22 protein-coding genes are annotated in these 23,332 nt (G+C 65.7%); 2 read left to right on the forward strand and 20 right to left on the reverse strand.

Going from position 1 to position 23,332, the window contains the following annotated elements; genetic code table 11:
- Positions 1-222 precede the first annotated feature (222 nt).
- The 16 genes from CH286_RS22260 to rpe all read right to left on the reverse strand — a co-directional run bounded on the left by CH286_RS22260 (position 223) and on the right by rpe (position 16,858).
- Positions 223-612, reverse strand: coding sequence for a hypothetical protein (locus CH286_RS22260; RefSeq protein WP_141215884.1), 390 nt, complete (start codon positions 610-612; stop codon positions 223-225).
- A gap of 78 nt (positions 613-690) precedes the next feature.
- Positions 691-3,522, reverse strand: coding sequence for a phosphoenolpyruvate carboxylase (ppc, locus tag CH286_RS22265; protein ID WP_094610435.1), 2,832 nt, complete (start codon positions 3,520-3,522; stop codon positions 691-693).
- A gap of 51 nt (positions 3,523-3,573) precedes the next feature.
- Positions 3,574-3,807 carry a preprotein translocase subunit SecG gene (gene secG / locus CH286_RS22270; RefSeq protein ID WP_027497008.1) on the reverse strand — a complete coding sequence of 78 codons (234 nt, stop codon included), beginning with the start codon at positions 3,805-3,807 and terminating at the stop codon, positions 3,574-3,576.
- 118 nt (positions 3,808-3,925) lie between these two features.
- On the reverse strand, positions 3,926-4,711 hold the full coding sequence (tpiA, locus tag CH286_RS22275; RefSeq protein WP_032403368.1) for a triose-phosphate isomerase: 786 nt from the start codon (positions 4,709-4,711) through the stop codon (positions 3,926-3,928).
- A gap of 3 nt (positions 4,712-4,714) precedes the next feature.
- Positions 4,715-5,926, reverse strand: a complete 1,212-nt coding sequence (locus CH286_RS22280; protein ID WP_032377823.1) for a phosphoglycerate kinase — start codon at positions 5,924-5,926, stop codon at positions 4,715-4,717.
- A 5-nt stretch (positions 5,927-5,931) separates the two neighbouring features.
- Positions 5,932-6,951, reverse strand: coding sequence for a type I glyceraldehyde-3-phosphate dehydrogenase (gene gap / locus CH286_RS22285; protein ID WP_032365753.1), 1,020 nt, complete (start codon positions 6,949-6,951; stop codon positions 5,932-5,934).
- A gap of 120 nt (positions 6,952-7,071) precedes the next feature.
- The gene (gene whiA / locus CH286_RS22290) at positions 7,072-8,055 is read right to left on the reverse strand and encodes a DNA-binding protein WhiA (RefSeq protein ID WP_032377822.1); all 984 of its coding nucleotides are present in this window, start codon (positions 8,053-8,055) and stop codon (positions 7,072-7,074) included.
- Positions 8,046-9,071: a gluconeogenesis factor YvcK family protein gene (locus tag CH286_RS22295; protein WP_032403367.1), complete on the reverse strand. Its 1,026-nt coding sequence runs from the start codon at positions 9,069-9,071 to the stop codon at positions 8,046-8,048. Before CH286_RS22295 ends, whiA begins: the two co-directional genes overlap by 10 nt.
- Positions 9,068-9,934 carry an RNase adapter RapZ gene (gene rapZ / locus CH286_RS22300; protein WP_094610452.1) on the reverse strand — a complete coding sequence of 289 codons (867 nt, stop codon included), beginning with the start codon at positions 9,932-9,934 and terminating at the stop codon, positions 9,068-9,070. Before rapZ ends, CH286_RS22295 begins: the two co-directional genes overlap by 4 nt.
- Positions 9,935-10,017: 83 nt before the next feature.
- Positions 10,018-12,108: an excinuclease ABC subunit UvrC gene (gene uvrC, locus CH286_RS22305; RefSeq protein WP_094610451.1), complete on the reverse strand. Its 2,091-nt coding sequence runs from the start codon at positions 12,106-12,108 to the stop codon at positions 10,018-10,020.
- Positions 12,109-12,194: 86 nt separating this feature from the next.
- Positions 12,195-12,653 carry a PH domain-containing protein gene (locus CH286_RS22310; RefSeq protein WP_032403661.1) on the reverse strand — a complete coding sequence of 153 codons (459 nt, stop codon included), beginning with the start codon at positions 12,651-12,653 and terminating at the stop codon, positions 12,195-12,197.
- Positions 12,654-12,682: 29 nt separating this feature from the next.
- Positions 12,683-13,180 carry a 6,7-dimethyl-8-ribityllumazine synthase gene (gene ribH, locus CH286_RS22315; protein ID WP_032377819.1) on the reverse strand — a complete coding sequence of 166 codons (498 nt, stop codon included), beginning with the start codon at positions 13,178-13,180 and terminating at the stop codon, positions 12,683-12,685.
- Positions 13,177-14,430, reverse strand: a complete 1,254-nt coding sequence (locus CH286_RS22320; protein WP_032378466.1) for a bifunctional 3,4-dihydroxy-2-butanone-4-phosphate synthase/GTP cyclohydrolase II — start codon at positions 14,428-14,430, stop codon at positions 13,177-13,179. The genes ribH and CH286_RS22320 overlap by 4 nt, the downstream gene beginning before the upstream one ends.
- An 87-nt stretch (positions 14,431-14,517) precedes the next feature.
- Positions 14,518-15,129, reverse strand: coding sequence for a riboflavin synthase (locus CH286_RS22325; RefSeq protein ID WP_037150514.1), 612 nt, complete (start codon positions 15,127-15,129; stop codon positions 14,518-14,520).
- Positions 15,130-16,161, reverse strand: coding sequence for a bifunctional diaminohydroxyphosphoribosylaminopyrimidine deaminase/5-amino-6-(5-phosphoribosylamino)uracil reductase RibD (gene ribD / locus CH286_RS22330; protein ID WP_032403365.1), 1,032 nt, complete (start codon positions 16,159-16,161; stop codon positions 15,130-15,132). It abuts the gene before it with no gap.
- A 22-nt stretch (positions 16,162-16,183) separates the two neighbouring features.
- Positions 16,184-16,858 (reverse strand): ribulose-phosphate 3-epimerase, encoded by a 675-nt coding sequence (gene rpe / locus CH286_RS22335; protein ID WP_032377816.1) that lies wholly within the window; start codon positions 16,856-16,858, stop codon positions 16,184-16,186.
- Positions 16,859-16,893: 35 nt separating this feature from the next.
- Between rpe and CH286_RS22340 the strand changes: the two genes are divergently transcribed.
- Positions 16,894-17,283: an MmcQ/YjbR family DNA-binding protein gene (locus CH286_RS22340; RefSeq protein WP_094610436.1), complete on the forward strand. Its 390-nt coding sequence runs from the start codon at positions 16,894-16,896 to the stop codon at positions 17,281-17,283.
- A 16-nt stretch (positions 17,284-17,299) separates the two neighbouring features.
- Here the strand turns inward: CH286_RS22340 and CH286_RS22345 are convergent, their stop codons facing one another.
- The 3 genes from CH286_RS22345 to CH286_RS22355 form a co-directional block, all read right to left on the reverse strand.
- Positions 17,300-18,769, reverse strand: a complete 1,470-nt coding sequence (locus tag CH286_RS22345; RefSeq protein WP_094610437.1) for an RsmB/NOP family class I SAM-dependent RNA methyltransferase — start codon at positions 18,767-18,769, stop codon at positions 17,300-17,302.
- A complete protein-coding gene (gene fmt / locus CH286_RS22350; RefSeq protein WP_032403362.1) occupies positions 18,766-19,689 on the reverse strand; it encodes a methionyl-tRNA formyltransferase in 924 nt (307 codons plus the stop codon). Before fmt ends, CH286_RS22345 begins: the two co-directional genes overlap by 4 nt.
- Positions 19,690-19,777: 88 nt before the next feature.
- Complete coding sequence (locus tag CH286_RS22355; protein ID WP_371828261.1) at positions 19,778-20,611, reverse strand: PadR family transcriptional regulator; 834 nt, start codon at positions 20,609-20,611, stop codon at positions 19,778-19,780.
- Positions 20,612-20,811: 200 nt separating this feature from the next.
- On the opposite strand from CH286_RS22355, the gene CH286_RS22360 reads away from it, so the two are divergent.
- Positions 20,812-22,557, forward strand: a complete 1,746-nt coding sequence (locus CH286_RS22360; protein ID WP_094610438.1) for a GGDEF domain-containing protein — start codon at positions 20,812-20,814, stop codon at positions 22,555-22,557.
- Here the strand turns inward: CH286_RS22360 and CH286_RS22365 are convergent.
- The gene (locus CH286_RS22365; protein ID WP_094610439.1) at positions 22,473-23,324 is read right to left on the reverse strand and encodes a cyclase family protein; all 852 of its coding nucleotides are present in this window, start codon (positions 23,322-23,324) and stop codon (positions 22,473-22,475) included. The two genes, CH286_RS22360 and CH286_RS22365, sit on opposite strands and share 85 nt — an antisense overlap.
- Positions 23,325-23,332: the final 8 nt, after the last annotated feature.

Here is a 23,332-nt window from a genome sequence, read left to right on the forward strand (position 1 = left end):
GGCCTCCCACATCTGTGGCTCTACCGGCCAGGACCCACTCCTGTCGGCAACCCACGCTTACATGCGGAGAGGCCCCAGCCAAGACCTCCATACCGTCTATCGCTGGTGCGGTAGGCGGATCCGTCGCGCCAGGCATCGGTGTCGTTTCTGCACTGCCTCATACCTCGTTGGACGCGATCCGCCGGCGGCCGGTTCCGCGAAGCGCGAGCCCGCTACACACGGTCAGAACATCCACGCGAACAGCGACCCGAGCGGAATGACCGTCCATACCATCGCGTATGCCAGGCCGAACGCGTGTGCGATTCCCACGGCCACCACGACGGTCGTCCACGCACACACGGTGACCCGTGCAGACTCGGTGCGGTCGTGTACATCCGCCACCGTCCGTATGGCAAGCGACCAGAACCCGATCCACAGCACCCACGCCGCAACGGCAACCAGTTGCGTCCCGAACAGGTGCAGCATGTTCGGTTCGGACTCCGCCACGACGGACCATGCTGCGGCCCCAGAGAACAGTCCCAGTATCGGTGCACCGATCGCGCAACCCACAGTGCCGAGAACCCGTAACCGGAGCCGTCTTTCGGACACTCGCACCTGCGTCGATATCGTCATGGACAACACTGTGCTCGACGACATCGACGTGGCGCGCGAGTAGAACTACTCGATCGAGGTGCGCCGACTACTCACGCGCTAGCCGCTGTTACGCAGTGCCGTCGCGAGCCCGTTCATCGTCAGCAGGATGCCGCGCTTGACGCGTTCGTCGTCGTCACCGTTGCGATAGCGTCGCAACATCTCGACCTGCATCTGATTCAGCGGTTCCAGGTAGGGGAATCGGTTGTGCACCGAGCGCTCGAGCGACGGGTTGTCTTCCAACAGACGACTGTGGCCGGTGATCTTCAGATACATCCGGACGGTCGTGGCGTGTTCGGCCTCGATCATGCCGAAGATCCGCGCCCGTAGGTCTGCGTCGGGCACCAGTTCGGCGTACCGGGCCGCGATCCCCAGATCGGACTTGGCCATCACCTGCGCGAGGTTGGACAAGACGGTCTGGAAGAACGGCCACTTGCGGTACAGATCCGACAGCACCTCGAGTTTGCCGTCGTCGTCGCCTACCCACTCCTCGAACGCAGACCCGGTGCCATACCAACCGGGCAGCATGACGCGGCACTGACTCCACGACATCACCCATGGGATCGCTCGGAGGTCGTACACCGAGTTCGTGGGCTTCCGTGACGCAGGCCGAGAGCCGATGTTGAGCTCACCGACCTCGGCGACCGGCGTCGAGGTGCGGAAGTACTCGACGAATCCGGGCTCTTCGTGCACCAGACGGCCGTATGCCGCGCGGGCTTTCGCGGCGAGATCGTCCAGAATGTCGTAGGCAGCCTCCGCGCCGTCACCCAGGCCCTCGACATCGAGGAGAGTCGATTCCAGGGTTCCCGCGACGAGGGATTCGAGGTTGCGACGCGCCATGGACGGTTCGGCGTATTTCGCCGCGATGATCTCACCCTGCTCGGTGAGTCGCAGCGATCCCTGCACCACGCCGGGCGGCTGCGCCAGAATGGCGTCGTAGCTGGGACCGCCGCCGCGGCCGACCGTCCCGCCGCGACCGTGGAAGAGCCGCAAGCGAATACCCGTTTTGCGTGATGCCTCGAGCAGATCCAGCTCGGCGCGATACAAGGCCCAGTTGGCTGCGAGATACCCGCCGTCCTTGTTCGAGTCCGAATACCCGAGCATGACTTCCTGATTCATTCCGCGCCCGGCCACCAGCGCGCGGTAGATCGGAACCTCGAGGGTGGCGAGCAACGTCGCTGCGCCCTGCTGAAGATCCTCGATGGTCTCGAACAGCGGCACCACACCCACCGTGGACGTAGGCGACGCCCCGTCGGTGCCGGGGTCGAAGATGCCGGCTTCTTTGAGCAGCAAGGCGGCCTCGAGCATGTCACTGACCGACTGACACATGCTGATGATGTAGTTCTGGATCGTGTCGGGTCCCAGGTGGTCGATGGCTTCCTTGGCTGCCCTGACGATGCCCAGTTCCTTGGTTGCGAGTTCGCTGAGCTGCGCATTGGGGCCGATGAGCGGTCGCCGAGTGGCGAGTTCCTGCGACAGTACGGAGACCCGTTCATCCTCCCCGAGGGACATGTAGTCCGGGTGTACACCGGCCCACGCCAGCAGCTCGGCCACCACTTCCTCGTGGGTCTCGGAGTTCTGCCGCATGTCCAGAGCCTGTAGATGGAATCCGAACGTCTCGACCGATTGTCTGAGCCGGAGCAGGCGATCGTCGGCGATCAAACCGTCTCCGTCGGCCCGCAGGGCGCGATCGATGACGTCGAGGTCGTCGAGAATGTCTTGTGGACCGTCGTATTTCTCCGCCCCGAGGTCGATGCCGGACACCGGAACCGCGTCGAGCACAGCACGAGCGGTGGCAGTCAGCCTGGCCCGGATGCCGACGACGGCTACCCGGTACGGCTCGTCCGCCCGCCGATCGTCCGGTTCCGCCGATGCACCGGCCAGAGCGGTGAGCTCCTCGGTCACGTCCACCAGACGCGCAGACATCGACAGTTCCTTCTCGAGCGCCACCAGTTCGTCCAGATAGTGCTCGAAGGCGACGTAGCCCGCCTGGTGCGTCGCGGTGTGCACCACTTCTCCGGTGACGTTCGGGTTGCCGTCTCGATCGCCGCCGATCCACGATCCGGGGCGAAGGATGGGGCGGGGCAGCAGGTCGTCCTCGGGCCACCGTGCCCGCAGCGCTGCGCGCACGTCGGCATTGAGGGCCGGCATGACGTCGAACAGCGAGGACTCGAAATAGCGAAGACCGACTTCGATTTCATCCTGAATTCGCAAGCGCGACAACCGAATCAGAGCGGTCTCCCACAGCGTCAGCACTTGCCGGCGAATCTGCACGTCGATGACGGCCAATTCCTTCGTCGCGCTCGCAGCCTTGCCCTCGAGAGCTGCGGTGGCCACATCGCGCCGGCGCATCAGTTCGGTGATCTTCGACTGCACGTCGAAGACGGTCCGTCGGCGTGTTTCGGTGGGATGGGCGGTGATGACAGGAGCCACCAACGCATCGGTCAACGCCGCGGCCACCTGCTCGCGCGTCGGGGCCGCAGCATCGATTTTCAGCCATGTTGCGTCGAGACTGCTGTTCTGCGGCGGATCCTCGCGATCGAGGTGGATCGCACGACGGCGTTCGCGGTGCAGATCCTCGGCGAGGTTGGCCAGGAGCGAGAAATGGCTGAAGGCTCTGATGAGCGGAACCGCCTGCGCCACTTCCACATCGGTGTACCGACCGACCGAGTCGTCACGCTCGATCTCGGACCTGCGTACCGCGAAGGATTCGACTCGCGCCGCTTCGATCAGCTCGAAAACGTCGTCGCCCTCGTGCTCACGAATGATCTCACCCAGGATGCCGCCGAGATAGCGGATGTCCTCACGGAGAGGCTCGGTCAACTCTCGACCCTGAGCTGTCGGTGGGACGAAGGCTGGGGAACCGACTGACTCGTAGGAGGATTCGCTCATCCACCCAGTATCGTCGCTTCGTCACCAACTCGCACTCGGAGCCGAAGTGGATCAGGTGTACTTGATCTCCAGGCCGATTCCGAGGATCGCGATGAGCCAGATCAGGCCGGTGAACACTGTCAGACGATCCAGGTTCTTCTCGACGACCGTGGAACCGGACAGGCTGGACTGCACTCCGCCACCGAACAGACTGGACAATCCGCCACCCTTGCCGCGATGCAGCAGGATCAGCAAGATCAACGCCAGACTGGTGATGACCAGCAGAATATCCAGAAACAGATCCATGTCCACCTCAAACTCGATTCGATGCCTCCAGCAGCCTACCTGGCCCCACGAACGGCTTCGGACACCCCGCCGAAGCGAGGTGTCCGAAAATCGTTCGGTCGGCGTTGCCGACGACCGATCAGGGCAGGGGTCCACCTGCGGCGATAGCCGACAGCGTGGCGAATTCGTCCGCCTTGAGCGACGCTCCCCCGACCAGGGCACCGTCGACATCGGGCTGGCCCACGATCTCGCCGACGTTCTTGGCGTTGACCGAGCCGCCGTACAGCACCCGCACACCCGCCGCGACCTCATCCGAGGACAGCGCCTTCAGTTCCTCGCGAATCGCCCCGCACACTTCCTGGGCGTCCGATGCCGACGCGACCCGACCGGTGCCGATCGCCCACACCGGTTCGTAGGCGATGACGACCTTGGAGATGTCATCGGCCGACAGGCCGCTGAGCGAACCACGCAACTGGGCCACGTTGTAGGCCACGTGCTCGCCGGCCTCGCGGATGTTCAGCCCCTCACCGATGCAGACGATCGGCGTGAGGCCGTTCTTCAGCGCCGCCTTCGTCTTGGCCAGCACGACGGCGTCGTCCTCGCTGTGCAGAGTGCGCCGTTCGGAGTGACCCACCACGACGAAGGTGCATCCCAACTTGGCCAGCATCGAACCGCTGATCTCGCCGGTGAACGCTCCCTTGTCCTCGGACGACACGTCTTGCGCACCGTAGGTGAGCAGCAGCTTGTCGCCCTCGACCAGTGTCTGCACACTACGAATGTCGGTGAACGGAGGGATCACCGTCACGTCGACCTTGTCGAAGTACTTCTCGGGCAACGAGAAAGCGATCTTCTGCACCAGCGAAATGGCTTCGAGGTGGTTGAGGTTCATCTTCCAGTTGCCCGCGATGAGCGGCTTACGTGCCATGCGTCATGCCTCCAGGACCGATAGACCGGGGAGCTGCTTGCCTTCGAGGTATTCGAGGGATGCACCGCCTCCGGTGGAGATGTGCGAGAAGCCGTCGTCGGGCAATCCGAGGGTGCGCACGGCCGCCGCGGAGTCGCCGCCGCCGACCACGCTGAACGCGCCCTTCTCGGTGGCTCCGATGATCGCTTCCGCAATGCCCTTGGTGCCGGCCGAGAACTTGTCGAACTCGAACACGCCGGCCGGTCCGTTCCAGAAGACGGTCTTGGCGTTCGAGAGCACGACCGCAAAACGACTGACCGAGTCCGGACCGATGTCCAGACCCATCCAGCCATCCGGAATCTCGGAGGCCTTCACGGTCTTCGCCTCGGCATCCGCCGCGAACTTGTCTCCCACGACGATGTCGACAGGGAGGTGGATCACGTCACCGAAGCGCTCGAGCAAATCCTTGCAGACTCCGATCTGATCCTCCTGAAGAAGCGAGTTTCCGACCGAATAACCCTGTGCCGCAAGGAAGGTGAAGGCCATGCCGCCGCCGATCACCAGGGTGTCGACCTTGGGAGCCAACGCCTCGATGACGCCGAGCTTGTCCGAGACCTTGGAGCCGCCGAGCACCACCGCGTACGGACGTGCCGCATCCTCGGTGAGCTTGGCCAGCACCTCGACCTCGGCAGCGACGAGGGTGCCCGCGTAATGCGGCAGCAACTGCGCCACGTCGTAGACCGACGCCTGCTTGCGGTGCACGACGCCGAATCCGTCGGAGACGAATGCCGCGTCGTCGCCGGCCAGCGCGACGAGCTCACGAGCCAGAGCAGCTCGCTCGGACTCGTCCTTGCTGGTCTCGCGCGGATCGAAGCGAATGTTCTCGAGCAGCAGCACGTCGCCGTCGGTCAGGCCCTCGGCGCGAGCCTCGGCGTCCTGACCCACCACGTCGCCTGCGAGCTGAACGTGGCGTCCGAGCAGCTCGCCGAGCTTCGCTGCGACCGGAGCCAGGCTGTACTTCGCGTCGGGCTTGCCGTCGGGACGACCGAGATGGGCGGTGACGATGACCTTGGCACCCGCCTCGACCAGTGCTCGAAGAGTCGGGATCGACGCCTGGATACGGCCGGGATCGGTGATCGTGCCGTCCTCGAGCGGGACGTTGAAGTCCGATCGCACGAGGACGCCACGGCCTTCGACACCGGCATCGAGCAGATCCTGCAGTGTCTTGACAGCCATCGGTGTCAGAGGGACTTGCCGACGAGACCGATGAGGTCGGCGAGGCGGTTGGAGTAGCCCCACTCGTTGTCGTACCAGGAGACGATCTTGACCTGGTCGTCGATGACCTTCGTCAGCGGCGCGTCGAAGATCGACGAGTGCGGGTCGGTGACGATGTCCGAGGACACGATCGGATCGGTGTTGTACTTCAGGATGCCCTTCAGCGGGCCTTCGGCAGCTGCCTTCATCGCGGCGTTGATGTCGTCCGCGCTGGCCTTCTTCTTCAGCAGAGCGGTCAGGTCGGTGACCGAGCCGGTGGGGATCGGCACCCGAAGTGCGTAGCCGTCGAGCTTGCCGAGCAGCTGCGGGAGAACCAGGCCGATAGCCTTGGCTGCACCGGTACCGGTGGGGACGACGTTCAGCGCTGCAGCGCGAGCGCGACGCAGGTCGCTGTGCGGGCCGTCCTGCAGGTTCTGATCCTGCGTGTACGCGTGGATCGTGGTCATCAGGCCCGAGACGATGCCGAACTCGTCGTCGAGAACCTTGGCGATGGGGCCGAGGCAGTTGGTGGTGCACGACGCGTTGGAGATGATGTTCTGGCTGCCGTCGTACTTGTCGTCGTTGACGCCCATCACGATGGTGATGTCCTCGCCCTTGGCGGGCGCGGAGATGATGACCTTCTTGGCACCGGCGTCGATGTGGCCCTGTGCCTTCGCAGCGTCGGTGAAGATGCCGGTCGATTCGACGACGACGTCGACGCCCAGGTCACCCCACGGAAGTGCGGACGGGCCCTCGCGCAGCGACAGCGCCTTGATCTTCTGTCCGCCGACGACGATGGTGTCCTCGCCCTCGAGCGAGACATCGTGCGGCAAGCGGCCCAGGATCGAGTCGTACTTGAGCAGGTGTGCGAGCGATGCGTTGTCGGTCAGGTCGTTGACAGCAACGATTTCGATGTCGGTGGTACCGAGCGCCTTCTGCGCGTCGACAGCCCTGAAGAAGTTACGCCCGATGCGGCCGAAGCCGTTGACGCCTACCCGGATCGTCACTGTTCGCTCCTAAAAGTTGTGAAAACAGATGTCTGGTCATGCCTGCATGCGGGGTGCCACACGCGGTTCCCACCCTAGTGTGCGCGCAGGCAGAGCGCGCGCATCACTCTTCGGAGGCGGTCAGGCCTCGTCGAGCAGTTCTGCGGTGACCGCGGACTCGGTGTCCGGAATGCCGGTTTCCTTCGCCTTGCGGTCGGCCATGGACAGCAGCCGTCGGATTCGGCCCGCCACCGCGTCCTTCGTCATCGGCGGGTCGGCCAACTGCCCGAGTTCTTCCAAGGAAGCCTGGCGATGCTGTACTCGGAGCGAACCCGCAGCAGCAAGATGATCCGGCACGTCCTCACCGAGGATGTTCAGGGCTCGCTCGACCCGCGCTGCGGCGGCAACGGCCGCCCGCGCAGAGCGCCGGAGGTTGGCGTCGTCGAAATTGGCGAGTCGGTTCGCCGTGGCTCGCACCTCGCGCCGCATTCGACGTTCTTCCCAGACGAGCCTGGTGTCCTGTGCTCCCATGCGGGTGAGAAGCGCTCCGATCGCCTCGCCGTCGCGCACCACCACTCGATCGGTTCCGCGCACCTCGCGGGCCTTCGCGGCCACTCCGAGTCGGCGGGCCGCTCCGACGAGCGCCAGAGCTGCTTCCGGTCCTGGGCAGCTGATCTCGAGCGCCGAGGATCGGCCCGGCTCGGTGAGCGAGCCGTGTGCGAGGAACGCACCGCGCCACGCTGCTTCGGAATCCCCCACCGTGCCACCGACCACCTGGGCGGGCAGGCCACGAACCGGGCGCCCGCGCAGATCCAGCAGTCCGGTCTGGCGAGCCAGGGCCTCCCCGTCCTTGGCCACCCGGACCACGTAACGCGAGGTCTTGCGCAGTCCGCCGGCACCGAGCATGTGCACGTCGGAGGAGTAGCCGTACAGCTCGAAGATCTCGCGACGCAGCCGCCTCGCGATGGACCCGAGATCCACTTCCGCCTCGACCACCACCCGACCGGCCACGATGTGCAATCCACCGGCGAATCGCAGGAGCGCGGACACCTCTGCCTTGCGGCAACTGACCTGACTGACGGTGAGCCTGCTCAGCTCGTCCTTGACCTCCGCTGTCATGGCCACGAAGTGATCCCCTCTCTGCCTGCAGCAGTCGGTGCAGTGCCGCCGGTGGGCGTCACGATGGAGCCGAGAGCTGCAGCAAGCTTTCCGTAATGATGTGCGTGAGTGCCGTTTTCGGCAACATCGACGTAAACGACCTCGGCACCGAGCCGGGCCGCTGCCCGCGCTACGTGTTCGCGGTTGCTGCCCTCCGGGACCGAGGCGGAATCGACCAACACGTAGTCGATTCCCAAATCAGGTGCGTGTTGGGAGAGTACGTGGACATGGCGCTCGGCGGAGAATCCGGTGGTCTCTCCCAGCTCCGGCGCCAGGTTCAGCACGAGCACTTTCGGCGCGGAAGTACGTGCCAGGGCGGCCAGCTGATCCGGCACCAGAACGTGTGGAATGACACTCGAGAACCAGGATCCGGGACCGAGCACCACCAGATCGGCCTCGTCGATCGCCGCGAGGGCATCTGCCGAGGCAGGCGGGTCGGGTGGCAGCAACCGCACGCGCCGAACCTTGCCGGGGGTCGTCGCAACCGCCACCTGTCCGCGAATGACGCGGCTGACTCGGGGGTCGTCCTCGAGGCCGGAGACGTCCGCTTCGATGTCGAGTGCGATGGGCGACATCGGCAGCACTCGGCCGTCGATTCCGAGCATCCGCACCATCTCGTCGAGTGCAGCGATGGGGTCACCGAGCACCTCGGTGAGTCCGGCGAGGATGAGGTTGCCCACCGAGTGTCCGGCCAGCGCACCGGTACCCCCGAACCGATGCTGCAGCACATCGGTCCACAGCTGCGTTCGTTCGTCGGAGCGCGCCAGCGCAGCCAGCGCCATACGTAGATCTCCGGGAGGAATGACGCCGAGCTCGGCCCGCAGACGCCCCGACGATCCTCCGTCGTCGGCGACTGTGACGATGGCGGTGACGTCGTGGCCGAGCAGCCTGGCCGCGGACAGGGTGGCGTACAGACCGTGACCGCCCCCGAGGGCGACGATCTTCGGGCCCGGTTCCTGCGTTGCGGTGCCGGTTTCGCTCATTCGCGACCCAGATCGCGATGCAGCACGCGCACGGACACATCACCCTGCTCGGCGAGAATGCCGGCCAACGCTTCGGTCATCGCAACACTTCGATGCTTACCTCCGGTGCAGCCGACGGCTACCGTCATGTACCTCTTGCCTTCCCGCACGTATCCCTCGATCGTCAAATTCAGCAGGTGCGTGTACGTCTGCAGATAGTCGCGGGCTCCGTCCTGTCCCAAGACGTAATCGCGTACGTCTGCGTCCTGTCCCGTGTGGTCGCGGAGCTCGGGCACCCAATGTGGATTGGGCAGAAAGCGGACGTCGCAGACCAGATCGGCGTCCATCGGCAAGCCGTACTTGAAGCCGAACGACTGCACGGTGACGCCGACGCCGCTGGTGTTCGCGTCACCGAACACCGTCTCGATCTTGCGCCTGAGCTGGTGCACCGACAGCGACGTGGTGTCGACCGTCAGATCGGCCGCAGCCTTGACCTGGGCGAGCCGCAGGCGTTCCGCAGTGATGCCCTCGGTCAGCGTTCCGTCCTGACCGTCGTTCTGCAACGGATGGCTGCGCCGATTGGACTCGAATCTGCGAATGAGCACGGCGTCGGACGCGTCCAGGAACAGCACTCGGTTGCGCACACCCTTGGAGTCGAGCTCTTGGACAACCCAGCCCAGATCCCCTGTGAACAGCCGGCTTCGGACGTCCATCACCAGTGCGAGTCGCTCGATGCGGGGCTGGGATTCCAGTCCGAGGTCGACCATCTTCGAGATGAGCTCGGGGGGCAGGTTGTCCGCGACGTACCAGCCGAGGTCCTCGAGAATCTTGGCTGCGGTGCGCAGCCCTGCGCCGGAGACGCCGGTGACCAACGCCACCTCTATCCCGTCATGCCGCGATTCCGCCTCGGAAGGCGGTTCGAGATGCTCGTCGGATGGCGGATGTCTCTGTGTCTGGTGTTCGCTCACTACGAAGCCTGTCCCGCCGATTCCACGCGCGGCGCAATCGCATGTTCCGTCGTGTTCTCGCCCGATGTCGTTGCAGTTGCGTTGCCATCATCGCCTACATCGGCCTCGTCCGTGTCCGAACCGAGCGCCGCCAGCACCGACTTCGCGGTGGTCTCACCGATTCCCGGCACCTCGACGATCTCCGCGACCGTCGCGCGCTTGAGATTGGCTACCGAACCGAAGTGTGCGACCAGGGCCGTTCGCCGCGATTCACCGAGTCCACGGACCGAATCCAGTGCCGAGGCCGTCATCCGACGGGACCGCTTGCTGCGGTGGAACGTGATCGCGAATCGGTGTGCCTCGTCGCGAACTCGCTGCAGCAGATAGAGGGACTCGCTCGTTCGCGGAAGGATGACCGGATCCTCCTCGCCCGGCACCCACACCTCTTCGAGTCGCTTGGCGAGACCGACCACCGCCACATCGGTCACGCCCAATTCGTCCAGCACAGCTGCGGCTGCGGCCACCTGAGGGGCACCGCCGTCCACGACGAACAGGTTCGGTGGGTAGGCGAACTTTCGAGGTCTGCCGGTCTGGGGATCGAGCGCGGCTTCCGGAGCCAGATCGCCTCCGCTCGCTTCGGTCGACCCATCGGCGGAGTGTCGGAGGAATCGACGCCGAGTCACCTCGGCAATGCTGGCGACGTCATCGGAATGTCCGTCACCGGCCGCTTCCTTGATCGCGTAGTGGCGGTAGTCGCTCTTGCGAGGCAGCCCGTCCTCGAAGACGACGAGAGATGCCACCACATCGGTTCCCTGTACATGGGAGATGTCGATGCACTCGATGCGCAGCGGTGCCGAATCAAGATCGAGCGCTTCCTGAATCCCCTGCAGCGCAGCAGATCTCGATGTGAAATCTCCCGCTCGCTTCAGCTTGTGTTGCTGCAGGGCCTCCTTGGCGTTGCGCTCGACGGTCTCGGCCAACGCCTTCTTGTCGCCGCGCTGAGGAACGCGCAGGGTCACGTTGGACCCCCGAAGCTCGCTGAGCCACGTCTGGACCTCGTCGGCGTTGTCCGGCAGAACGGGCACCAGCACTTCGCGCGGAACTGCATTGGAACCGCCGTCGTCGCCACCCGGCGCCTGCGCAGTCAGCGCGGCCTGCTCGCCGTAGAACTGGGTGAGAAACTGCTCGACCAGTGCGGGCAGATCTGCCTCGTCCTGCCGCTCGATCACTTCGCCTGCCTTCTCCACCACCCAGCCGCGCTGTCCGCGAACCCGGCCCCCGCGAACGTGGAACACCTGGACGGCAGCTTCGAGGGCATCGGTGGCGAACGCGACGAGGTCGGCGTCGGTACCGTCGCCGAGCACCACCGCCTGCTTCTCCAATGCTCGACGCAGTGCACCGACGTCGTCGCGCAGGCGCGCTGCGGTCTCGAAGTCCAAGTCCTCGGATGCCGCCTGCATCTTCTTCTCGAGCTGCCGCACGAGCTTGTCGGTCTTACCGGCCAGAAAGTCGCAGAAATCCTCGACGGTGCGGCGGTGCTCCTCCGCGCTGACCCGGCCCACGCACGGTGCCGAACATTTGTCGATGTACCCCAGCAGGCAGGGTCTGCCGATCTGATTGTGCCGCTTGAACACTCCGGTCGAGCACGTGCGCGCGGGGAACACCCGGAGCAACAGGTCCAGCGTCTCGCGAATCGCCCATGCATGGGCGTACGGGCCGAAGTAGCGCACACCCTTGCGGCGGGGTCCGCGGTACACGAACAGACGTGGGTATTCCTCGTTCATCGTCACCGCGAGCATCGGATAGCTCTTGTCGTCGCGGTAGCGGACGTTGAATCGCGGATCGAATTCCTTGATCCAGTTGTACTCGAGCTGCAGTGCCTCTACCTCGGTGGTGACGACCGTCCATTCGACCGACGCCGCGGTGGTGACCATCTGGCGGGTACGAGGATGCAGCGAGGCGACGTCGGCAAAGTAGGAATTGAGCCGACTGCGGAGGCTTTTGGCCTTACCCACGTAGACGACGCGACCGTGGGGATCTCGAAATTTGTACACACCCGGCTCCACCGGAATGGTTCCGGTGGCCGGGCGGTAGGTAGCGGGGTCGGACACGGCATCCACGTTAGCCGTCGGGTCCGACGTTCTCCGCATCCGCAGCTCAGGTGTGGTGCATGCCCTGCTACGTCAGTCCTGCTAGGTCAGTCCTGATCGACCGCGTCGGTCGGAACGGATGCGGCGGGTGCGTATTTACGTTCGAGTGTCCGGAATTTCCGCACTGCGGCGACCGCGTGCTCACGATCGTTGGACTGGATGGCCATCACGTTGATGAACTCGTCGTCGGGGATGTCGACGCGCGCCCACATCGCCCCGTCGGGAAAGGACAGTCCGCGCACCAGATCCCACTCGATCAGGCGCTCCGAGAGCAGATTACGTACCGCGACACCTGCGGGTCCGACGCGGATTCGCGGGCGGGTCAGCACCAGCGCCAAGCCGCCGAGCAATACTCCGATTCCCGCCATCGCGAGTTGGTCGGCGGTCCGGAAGTACACCCCGGTCGGAGACACCCGGAGCAGGACGGCGACGGTCGAATGCGCCACGACGAGCAACACTGCCGCCGCGATGGCGTAGCGCGCAGACTTGCGGGACTTCACCTGCATGTCCCACTGCGGGGTCGGTTCGCCGTCGGTCACGTGAACTCCTGGTTCGTCCAAGGTTGACGCAGATGCTTCAGAGTCAGTGCCGTGTCGATTGCGGCTGCAGTGGCCTGAGCGCCCTTGTCCTCGAACGAGCCGGGCAGGCCGGCACGGTCGAGCGCCTGCTGCTCGTCGTTGGTGGTGAGCACCCCGTTGGTGACCGGAGTGCCCTCGTCCAGCGATACTCGCGTCAAGCCGGCCGTGACGGCATCGCACACGTACTCGAAATGCGGTGTACCGCCGCGGATGACGACGCCGAGCGCCACGACGGCATCGTGGTTGCGGGCGAGCGCCTGGGCGACCACGGGCAGCTCGATGGCACCGGCGACGCGGATGACCGTGACGTCCCGCACTCCCGCCGACTCTGCCTTGCGCAACGCACCGTCTAGCAGCGCCTCGGAAATCGTTCGATGCCACTGGCCGGCCACGATCGCCAGCTTCAGGTCGTTCGCACCGGCGAGCTGGAGGGTGGGTTCGCCGTCGCCGCTCATGAGGTGACTCCGTTCTCGAAATCGTCGAGACCGGTGAGGTCGTGGCCCATGCGGTCGCGTTTGGTGCGCAGGTACGTGAGGTTCTCGGCGTTGGCGCGCAACGGCATCGGTACCCGCTCGGTCACGTGCAGGCCGTATCCGTCGAGCCCGACTCGCTTGGCCGGATTGTTGGTGAGCAGACGCATCGACGACACACCGAGGTCGACGAGGATCTGAGCACCGATTCCGTAGTCGCGGGAGTCGGCGGGCAAGCCCAGCTGCAGGTTGGCGTCGACCGTGTCGGAGCCGGCGTCCTGGAGCTGATAGGCCTGCAGTTTGTGCAGCAGTCCGATTCCGCGGCCCTCGTGTCCGCGCATGTACAGGACGATTCCGCGTTCCTCGGCGGCGACCATTTCGAGAGCGGCGTCCAGTTGCGGTCCGCAGTCGCAGCGCAGCGAACCGAAGACGTCACCGGTGAGGCATTCGGAGTGCACACGAACGAGTACGTCGTTGCCGTCACCGTCGGGTCCGGCGATGTCGCCGCGCACGAGCGCAACGTGTTCGACCTCGTCGTAGATGCTCTGGTAGCCGACCGCACGGAAGGTGCCGTGGCTGGTAGGGATTCGGGCGTCAGCGACGCGGAGGACGTGCTTTTCGTGCTTGCGCCGCCATGCGATCAGGTCTGCGATCGAGATGAGCGCGAGGTCGTGCTCGTCGGCGAACACGCGCAGTTCGTCGGTCTGGGCCATCGCGCCTTCGTCCTTCTGGCTGACGATTTCGCAGATGACGCCTGCGGGCCGCAGATCGGCCATGCGGGCCAGATCGACGGCGGCCTCGGTGTGGCCGGGGCGACGCAGCACTCCGCCGTCCTTGGCGCGCAGCGGTACGACATGGCCGGGGCGGGTGAAATCGCCGGCTCCGGTGTCGGGGTCGGCGAGCAGTCGCATCGTGGCTGCGCGGTCGGAGGCCGAGATCCCGGTTCCGATTCCCTCGCGGGCATCGACGGTGACCGTGTACGCGGTTCCGTGCTTGTCCTGGTTGGTGGCGAACATCGGCGGCAGGCCGAGTCGGTCGCAGTCCTCACCGGACAGCGGAACACAGAGATAGCCGGAGGTGTAGCGGACCATGAAGGCAACCAGCTCCGGGGTGGCCTTCTCGGCGGCGAAAATCAGATCGCCTTCGTTTTCGCGGTCCTCGTCGTCGACGACCACCACGGCTTTGCCCGCAGCGATGTCCGCAACTGCGCGCTCGATACTGTCGAACCTGGTCACGAAAGTGCGCTCCATAGGTCTCGGGCCTGGCTCAGCACCCTTGGAATGTCTCCGATGCACCGTTACCTGCGTGCACTTCAACAGTACTTACTGTGCGTCGATCGACTGCAGCCGCTCCACGTACTTGGCGATGACATCGACTTCGAGGTTGACCGGTGAGCCGACCTCGGCCTTGCCGAGCGTGGTCAGATCGAGGGTGGTGGGTATCAGCGAGATCTCGAACCAGTGCGAACCGTCGTCGACACCCAGTCCGGACACGGTCAGCGACACTCCGTCGACGGTGATCGAGCCCTTTTCCACGACGTAGCGCGCGACCGAGGTAGGCATGGTGATGCGCACGACGGTCCAGTTCTCGGACGGCGAGCGGCCCGCCACGGTTCCGGTTCCGTCGACGTGGCCCTGGACGAGGTGCCCACCGAGCCTGCTGCCGAGTGCCGCGGCGCGTTCGAGGTTGACGCGGCTGCCGACGTCGAGGGCACCCAGGCTCGATCGGTTCAACGTCTCCTGCATGACATCGGCGGTGAAGCCGCCGTCCGGCAGTACTTCCACGACGGTCAGACACACCCCGTTGACCGCAATGGAGTCCCCATGGCCTGCATCGGAGGTCACCACCGGGCCGCGGACGGTGAAACGAGCGGCGTCGGGCAGTTCGTCCTTGGCCACGATCTCGCCCAGTTCTTCGACGATTCCGGTGAACATCTAATTCGCTCCTTCGGGCACGACGCCGATCAGTATGTCGTTGCCGATCATGGTGACTGTCTCCGTGCGGAACCGAATTGCGTCGGCAATTGTTCCGATGCCTGCATTCTCCACCGCCGCAGGTCCGCTGCCCAACACGGCCGGGGCGACGTATGCCACGACGCGGTCGATCAGCCCGGCAGCGAGAAATGCTCCGGCCAACGTCGGACCGCCTTCGATCTGGACATCGGTGTGTTCGCCGAGAGCCTCGATCACCGCCGCCGGATCGTGTGTGTCGAGAAACACCGTGGGTGCCTCCGACCCGCGAATCGCGGCGTTCGCCGGTATCTGCCGCGATCCGACGACGACGCGCACGGGCTGGTGGAGCGCAAGGGACCCGTCGAGTCGTCGGGCGGTCAGCCGCGGGTCGTCGGCCAGCACGGTCCCGGTTCCCACGACGATGGCGTCGAGCTTGGCCCGCTCGGCGTGCACGTGCGCGCGCGCCTCGGGACCGGTGATCCACTGACTCGTACCGTCCGCGGCGGCGCTGCGTCCGTCGAGAGTCGCGGCATATTTCCAGGTCACGTGTGGCCGCCCGGTGCGTTGCTTGTGCAGCCATGCCCGCAGCGGACCCTGCCGTACCTCGCGTTCCCCGATCCCCTGCTCGACGCGAATGCCCGCGCCGCGCAGAGTCTCGGCTCCGCCTGATGCGAGCGGGTTCGGATCGGCGACGGCGTGCACGACCGTCGCGATGCCGGCCTCGATCAGTGCCTGCGAACAAGGCCCGGTACGACCGGTGTGGTCACAGGGCTCGAGGGTCACCACCGCAGTGCCGCCGCGAGCTCGATCCCCGGCCTCGGCCAGGGCGACGATCTCGGCATGCGGTCCGCCGGGTGGACGCGTGGATCCGACACCCACGACCGTTCCGCGGGCATCGAGGATCACGGCACCGACCGCAGGGTTCGGAGCACTGATACCCCGGGCGGACTCGGAGGCCTCGATGGCGAGGTTCATGGCGTCGGTGATCGACACCGCCCCGCTGTCGACGCTCATGCGACTGCGCCCGGGTTGCCCATCAGGACAGGTGGTGCGATGCGTGGGCGGCCCGGGTGCGAAGGTCACGCACGGCGGCGGCGGGATCGGCGGTGTCGTAGACGGCCGAGCCGGCGACGAAGCAGTCGATTCCGGCTTCGGCGGCTTGCTCGATCGTGTCGGAATTGATTCCGCCGTCGATCTCGACCACCAGTCGCAGATCACCTGAATCGACAAGTGCGCGAACAGCTTTCGCCTTCGAGAGCACCTCGGGCATGAACGACTGCCCGCCGAAGCCTGGCTCCACGCTCATCACCAGCAGGGTGTCGAAGTCACGCAAGATCTCGAGGTACGGCTCGATCGGCGTGCCGGGCTTGACCGACAGGCCGGCTTTTGCGCCCGCTGCGCGGATGTCACGCGCCACTGCGGACGGGTCGTCGGTCGCCTCGGCGTGAAAGGTGACGTTGTACGCCCCGGCCTCGGCGTAGGGCGGGGCCCAGCGCGCCGGATCCTCGATCATCAGGTGGCAGTCGAGGGGGATGTTCGTCGCTTTCAGCAGACTCTTCACGACCGGAAGCCCGAGGGTGAGGTTGGGAACGAAGTGCGCGTCCATGACGTCGACGTGCAGCCAATCAGCTCCGGACACCGCCTCGGCTTCGGCGGCGAGCCGTGCGAAATCGGCGGACAGAATGGAGGGGGCAATCATCGGGGAAACCACGATTGACGAGCCTAGCCGAGCGGTATGGTGCGCCCATGGCCACCATCGACTCCGCAACGGCGATGATCGCTGAACTGCCCGGGGTCACCGTGGGCGTCCGGTACGGGCATTCGTCGTGGGCGGTCGACAAGAACGTGTTCGCGTGGATTCGCCCGTTCAGCAAAGCCGACCTGAAACGGTTCGGCGACCGGACCCCGCCCCGGGGGCCGATCCTCGCCGTTCGTACCGCGGACCTGCACGAGAAGGAGGCCATCCTCGCTGCACATCCGCGGGCGTGCTTCACCATCTCGCACTTCGACGGGTTCGCCGCGGTGCTGGTGGATCTCGACAACACCGACGACGGCGAACTACGGGAACTGCTGATCGACGGGTGGCTCGTCTACGCCCCGAAGAACGTCGCCGAGACGTTCCTGGCGGGCGGCTGATCCTGCCGCCGTCCGGTCACATCGGTTTGCGTAGCGCCGCCATGAACATCGCATCGGTGCCGTGTCGGTGTGGCCACAGTTGCACGGACGTACCGTCGCCCAGCTTCGGCACGCCCGGCACGAGTTCGCGTGTATCGAGCGGCTCGACGCCGAATCGGCGGACCGCGTCGGCGACGACAGCCGTCGTTTCGGACAGATGCGGCGAGCACGTCGAATAGAGCACCACGCCACCGGGGCGAACCAGGTCGATCGCCGCTGCCAGCAACTCTTTCTGCAGCGTCACCAGGGCCGCGACGTCGGACGGCAGTCGCCGCCAGCGCGCCTCGGGCCGACGACGTAGGGCGCCGAGCCCGGTGCACGGCGCGTCCACGAGCACGCGGTCGTAGCCACCGTCGAGTCCGGATTGCCTGCCGTCGACGGTGTGCACCGTCACCGGAAGGTCCTTGGTCGTCTTGGACACCAGATCGGCGCGGTGCGGCGTCGGCTCGACGGCATCGACTGTGGCACCGTCGATCTCGGCGATGGCACCGAGCAGCGCAGCTTTGCCTCCCGGGCCGGCGCACAGATCCAGCCATCGACCACCGTCCGCACCGACGAGTGGTGCCAGGGTGAGTGCCCGTCCGACGAGTTGACTGCCCTCGTCCTGAACTCCGGCCAGCCCGTCGCGTACGGCGTCGAGCTTGCCGGGATCGCCGCCGTCGAGGTGCACGGCGTACGGGGAATAAGGTCCTTCCTCTCCCCCGGTGATCAGCGCCAGTTCTTCGGCCGAGATCTCTCCGGGCCGAGCGACCAGGTGAACCGAAGGCCGTGCGTCGTCGGCTTCGAGCACGGCAGCGAGTTCACCGGCATCGGCACCGAGGGCGTCGGCGAAAGCCTGCGCGATCCACTTGGGATGTGCGTACTCGAAGGCGAGATGGCCGACCGGATCGGACGCTGCTGGTGGCGCCAGCTCGTCGACCCACTGCGCCGCCGTGCGTTCGGACACACGCCGCAGCACCGCATTGACGAAACCAGCCTTGCCGGTGCCGAATTCGGACCGGGCCAGATCCACCGACGTGGCGACGGCCGCGTGTGGTGCCACCCGGGTCCGGAGCAGCTGATAGGAGCCGAGCCGCAGAATGTCGAGCAGAGGCCCGTCTATTTCAGCGGCAGGCCGCCCGGCCGCATGGGCGATCACCGCGTCGAGCACCCCACGTGCGCGGGACGCGCCGTAGGCGAGTTCGGTGGCCAGCGCGGCATCGCGCGAGTCCAGCTTCCGCTCTCGCAGCAAGCCGGGCAGCACCAGGTTGGCGTAGGCATCACGCTCGCGGACCGCCTTCAGTACGTCACGGGCCGCGCGGCGTGCCGGATCGATCGCATCGATTGCGCGGGGCCCAGCGCCCTGCGGAGGCCGGTTTCCTCTGGGACCGCGGGCTCCTGGCGACTTCTTCACGAACTTTCTCGGCTGACCGGACTCGCGCTTACGGGGCCTGTCGGGTTCTGTCATCGCGCTACCGCCGTATCGTCCAGCCGAGCGCCGCGCGCCCAGTCGAGTGCCTTCATGACCTTCTTGCCCTGGGGTTGGATATCTCCGAGAACGAGTGCGGTCGTGCCTGTTCCGATGTGCACACCGGATTTGCGTACCTCGATCGCGCCGGGAGGCAACGTATCGGGCACCAGCTGTACCGGGGCGATCTTGACGCGGAGTTCACCGATCGTCGTCCATGCCCCCGGTGCCGGGGTGACCGACCTGATGTGCCGATCGATGTAGGCGGCGGATCGGTTCCAGTCGATGCGCGCCGCGTCGACGGTGATTTTGCTCGCGTACGAAACACCGTCGTCGGGTTGCGGATGGGCGCCTGCGGTTCCGTCTTCTATCGCGTCGAGGGTTGCGTTCAGCAGCTCGGCTCCGCTCGATGCGAGTCTGGTGAGCAGGTCACCCGTGGTGTCGGTCGAGCGAATTCTCTCGGTGACGACGCCGAGCACCGGGCCGGTATCCATCCCCGCATCGAGCAGAAACGTGGAAGCCCCGGTGATTTCGTCGCCTGCGGCGATGGCGGCCTGTACGGGTGCGGCACCGCGCCATGCGGGCAGCAGCGAGAAGTGCAGGTTGATCCAGCCGAAGCGAGGAATGTCGAGGACCGGCTGAGGCAGTAGCGCGCCGTATGCGACAACCGGGCAGACATCGGGTGCGAGGTCGATCAGCTGCGAGACGAAATCCGGGTCCGACGGCTTCGCGGGCGTGAACACCGGAATACCGTGTTCGTCGGCCAGCAGGCCGACCGGGGAGCGAACGGTCTTTCGCCCTCGACCGGATGCGGCGTCGGGCCGGGTCACCACGGCGATCACCTCGTGGCGTTCGGACTCCAGCAACCTCCGCAGCGATGGGACTGCGGGGTCCGGTGTTCCGGCAAAGACGACGCGCACTGTAGGCAACTCCCTGGGATGGACGAAACGATCTCGGGTGTCCATCCTAGGGAGTGCCTGGAGCTGCGGACGATTCCGCACCCAGCGGTCATGTCGCGTCGGGAGCGTCGACCGTCTCGTCGGGCTGGGCGTCGTTCGGCCCGTCCTCCGCGAGGATGCGGTACATGGACTTCCGCGCCTCGACGAGGATGTCGGCGGCCTGTTCGACCTGTCGGGACGTGCCGACTCCGGCCACCTGGCCGGCCGCACCCATCAACTGTCCGATGAGCGCGCGCAGATCCCGTGCGTCGAAACCGACCGAATCGGCGACGTCGTCCCACGGACTGCCCAGGTCCTCGCGATGCTGCTCGATGTGCGATCTCCCCTCATCGGTGAGAGCTGCCGTCTTTCGTCCGGCCACCTTGTCGATGAGAACCAGGCCCTCGTCCTCGAGCTGAGACAGGGCCGGATAGATCGAGCCGGGGCTCGGCTTCCAGGTGCCGTTGCTCTTGTCGGCGATCTGCTGGATGAGCTCGTATCCGTGCATCGGACGCTCCTCGAGCAGCAGCAGGATTGCCGCACGCACATCTCCGCGTCGACCTCGCCCTCCTCGGCCCCGACCTCGGCCGAAATCTGCATTCGGTCCGAAGCCACCAGCTCCGAAACCGCCGGGACCGAAACCGGGCCGCATGCCCTCGCGGCCGCGTCCGAACCCACCTCCTGCACCGCGCCTGCCGCGTTCACCGTGCCCTCTCTTTCCGCGCCCTCGCTCTCGATGACCGCCCTCGTCCACCGGGACGTCATCGTCGGCCTGGGCAACCCACATCTGAAACGGTGCGCCGCGCATGTGCGCGCGTCCGCCTCCACTGCCTGCGAACGGCCCCATCCGGGGGCCTCCGCGGCGTCCGAATTCGTGTGCGAATCCTTCGAATGCGTAGTTCATGTCGTTCTCCTCTGTATCGATTGACATTTCGACGATATATCGGCAATACAGTTTCCGCAAGATCCCGAGGCCGATTCCTTCTTTTCGGCTCCGATGAGCCCATGGACAACAGCCACCTCTCGGTACGATGAATCGGCCGGTCCGAGCCACCGATCACAGCGACCGGCGGGGCGGCGCTCGCTCACGAACGAGGGGGTCGCATGGCCGGATCAGCGGGGCGACGGGTTGTCGTCGTGCTCGGCTGCGTTCTCGCCGTCGTCCTCCTGGTCGGATCCGGCGTTCTCGGCCACCGCACCTCGGTGCTGATCGACGACGTCGCACAGCTCGCAGGCGGAATCGCCGCGACGGTCGTCTGCGGGCGGACCGCCAGGAGTCGGACGGGTTCCGAACGCCAGTGGCGCGTGTTGATGGCCGCGGGAATGGCGTGCTGGAGCGCAGGCATGGCGGTGTGGGCCTTCTACCGATCCGTGCTCGACATGCCGCTGCCGACCGCATCGGTCGCAGACGTCGGATTCTTCCTCTTCCCCGTCTTCGCCGTTCCCGCTTTGTTCGCCTTCGTGGGTGTGTCGCCCCGACGAGCGGCCGCAGGTGCCCGCCACGTCTGGCTGATGTCGCTGCTCGACGGTGCAGTCGTCGTGGGATCACTCTTCGTTCTGTCATGGGCCACCGTGCTCGGTGCGGTCGTGCACTCGTCGGAGTCCGAACCCATCGAGTTCCTCGTGGCCGTCATGTACCCCATCACCGACCTGGTTCTCGCCGCCATGATCGTGCTGCTCATCGCGATTCCGACCATCGCGGCTCGGTACAGGTCACAGCTCACCCTGCTCGGTGCAGGGATCCTGATGCTGGCGATCTCGGACAGCATCTACGCGTACCTGGTCGCAATCGGGGCAGAGTTCATGCCCGTCCTGACGGACGGCGGATTCATCGCCGGCACCGCGCTCATCGCGCTCGCAGCCGCCACACCGAGAACCGTCGACAACGGCCCTTCGACGTACAGCCCCTCGACGTACGGCCCTTCGACGTACCCCCCTTCGACGTACGGCCAGGAACCCACTGCGTTTGCCGGCACGGACAGCATCGCCGGTGAACGAACGCAGATGCTGCTGCCCTACGCACTGATGGGTGCCATCGGCATCGTGCTGGCGGTTCTGCGTGTGCTGACCGGCACCCTCGACTCGACGGTCATCGTGCTCGGGGTTGCGGTGGTGCTGCTCTCGCTCGTCCGACAGATGATCACCTTGATACAGAACGACAACCTGCTCCGTAGCTTGACTCTGGCTCGGGACGAGCTGACCTACCGCGCGCACCACGACGGACTGACCGGACTACTCAATCGATCGTCGTTCGACGAACACCTGCGCGCGGCGGTGAACGACGCCCGAGCGGGCCGGAATAGCGCAATCCTGCTGCTGATCGACCTGGACAACTTCAAGAGTGTCAACGACCGATTCGGGCACGGCGGCGGCGACGAACTGTTGATCGAACTTGCACGCCGACTCGACAGATGCGTGGTCGAGGGAGTGGTGGCGCGTTTCGGCGGCGACGAGTTCACCGCCTTGGTCCACGCCGACCTCGACACCGGGCGCACCACAGCGGTGCGCATCGCCGAAGCTATGCGCACTCCCCATGAAATCGACGGGCATCCGGTCTCGGTCGGCGCGTGCGTCGGTGTCGTGCAGATAGGCCGCACAACCGGCGTCGACCCCGACGACACCGCACCACGAACCACCGGTGTCGACGAGGACGAGCTGATGCGGCTCGCCGATCGCGCGATGTATCGGGCCAAACGCGAGGGGAAAGCCGGGGTCTACGGCTACGACGCCGTGGGCACGCTCAGCCGAGTACCGATGGACATCGATCAGGACAACCTGGGCACCAAACCGAAAATGGTTGCAGGAGAACCAGATCCGGCACGATTGATGGGACCGCCGACAAGAACGTAGGCACCTGTGGCCGGGATGGACTCCAAATTGGTCAGGTTCTCCAAACTGATCCGACGCCTGTCGTAGAGCTTGACCGACACCGGGTAGGTCTCGTCGTTGCCCAGATCGGGCCCGAAGGTATCCGTGCCGAGCGCGCCTCGATCTGCGAGCTTGCCCGTGTCGATCAGCCACTGAGCCGCCTCCGCAGAGAAACCGGGTTGGTGTGTCACACCGTCCGCGTCTGCGTTGGCGTAAGCGTCGGTGCCCCAACGCGACGACCATCCGGTCCACGCAATGACGGCCGCCCCCGCCGGAATTGGTCCATGCATGGCCTCCCAGCTCTGCAGATCTGCGACCGTGACGGCGTAATCTGCGTCGGCCGCCGCCTGCTCGCGGATATCGATCTTCACCGCGGGCAGAAACAGGTCTTGCGGATCGAGTTGGTCGGCGGTCAGTCCACCCTCCTGAAAATGCGCGGGAGTTCCCCAATGGGTTCCGGTGTGCTCCCCTTCCTTGACGTACTGGAGGTAGAACCCGTCCTCGGCGACAGTGAACGCCGTCTCGAGAGTGAACTCCGGATCGCCGGGAAAGATCGGAGTGAGAGCCGGATCGTTGACGTGCGACAGAGACACGATCTGCAGCAGACGATCCAACGGAACGGCAGGCCCGGCAGGCTGCGCCGAGCCGGTACCGGGCAGGGCGTCGGCGGTGGCAGGCGCAACCAGCCTTGCCCCCACCAGCACTGCCACACCTGTTGTCACTCGGCGAAAAAGCTGCCTTCTCTTCATGTCCCCGA

It is taken from the genome of Rhodococcus sp. WWJCD1 (assembly GCF_002258735.1).
Lineage (GTDB): Bacteria > Actinomycetota > Actinomycetes > Mycobacteriales > Mycobacteriaceae > Rhodococcoides.

Bases quoted from the DNA above. Each gene is read 5' to 3' on its own strand.
- CH286_RS22260 (WP_141215884.1), bottom strand. From the start codon at position 612: ATGACGATATCGACGCAGGTGCGAGTGTCCGAAAGACGGCTCCGGTTA.
- ppc (WP_094610435.1), bottom strand. From the start codon at position 3,522: ATGAGCGAATCCTCCTACGAGTCAGTCGGTTCCCCAGCCTTCGTCCCA.
- secG (WP_027497008.1), bottom strand. From the start codon at position 3,807: ATGGATCTGTTTCTGGATATTCTGCTGGTCATCACCAGTCTGGCGTTG.
- tpiA (WP_032403368.1), bottom strand. From the start codon at position 4,711: ATGGCACGTAAGCCGCTCATCGCGGGCAACTGGAAGATGAACCTCAAC.
- CH286_RS22280 (WP_032377823.1), bottom strand. From the start codon at position 5,926: ATGGCTGTCAAGACACTGCAGGATCTGCTCGATGCCGGTGTCGAAGGC.
- CH286_RS22295 (WP_032403367.1), bottom strand. From the start codon at position 9,071: ATGAGCGAAACCGGCACCGCAACGCAGGAACCGGGCCCGAAGATCGTC.
- CH286_RS22310 (WP_032403661.1), bottom strand. From the start codon at position 12,653: ATGCAGGTGAAGTCCCGCAAGTCTGCGCGCTACGCCATCGCGGCGGCA.
- ribH (WP_032377819.1), bottom strand. From the start codon at position 13,180: ATGAGCGGCGACGGCGAACCCACCCTCCAGCTCGCCGGTGCGAACGAC.
- CH286_RS22325 (WP_037150514.1), bottom strand. From the start codon at position 15,129: ATGTTCACCGGAATCGTCGAAGAACTGGGCGAGATCGTGGCCAAGGAC.
- ribD (WP_032403365.1), bottom strand. From the start codon at position 16,161: ATGAGCGTCGACAGCGGGGCGGTGTCGATCACCGACGCCATGAACCTC.
- CH286_RS22340 (WP_094610436.1), top strand. From the start codon at position 16,894: ATGGCCACCATCGACTCCGCAACGGCGATGATCGCTGAACTGCCCGGG.
- CH286_RS22345 (WP_094610437.1), bottom strand. From the start codon at position 18,769: ATGACAGAACCCGACAGGCCCCGTAAGCGCGAGTCCGGTCAGCCGAGA.
- CH286_RS22355 (WP_371828261.1), bottom strand. From the start codon at position 20,611: ATGAACTACGCATTCGAAGGATTCGCACACGAATTCGGACGCCGCGGA.
- CH286_RS22360 (WP_094610438.1), top strand. From the start codon at position 20,812: ATGGCCGGATCAGCGGGGCGACGGGTTGTCGTCGTGCTCGGCTGCGTT.
- CH286_RS22365 (WP_094610439.1), bottom strand. From the start codon at position 23,324: ATGAAGAGAAGGCAGCTTTTTCGCCGAGTGACAACAGGTGTGGCAGTG.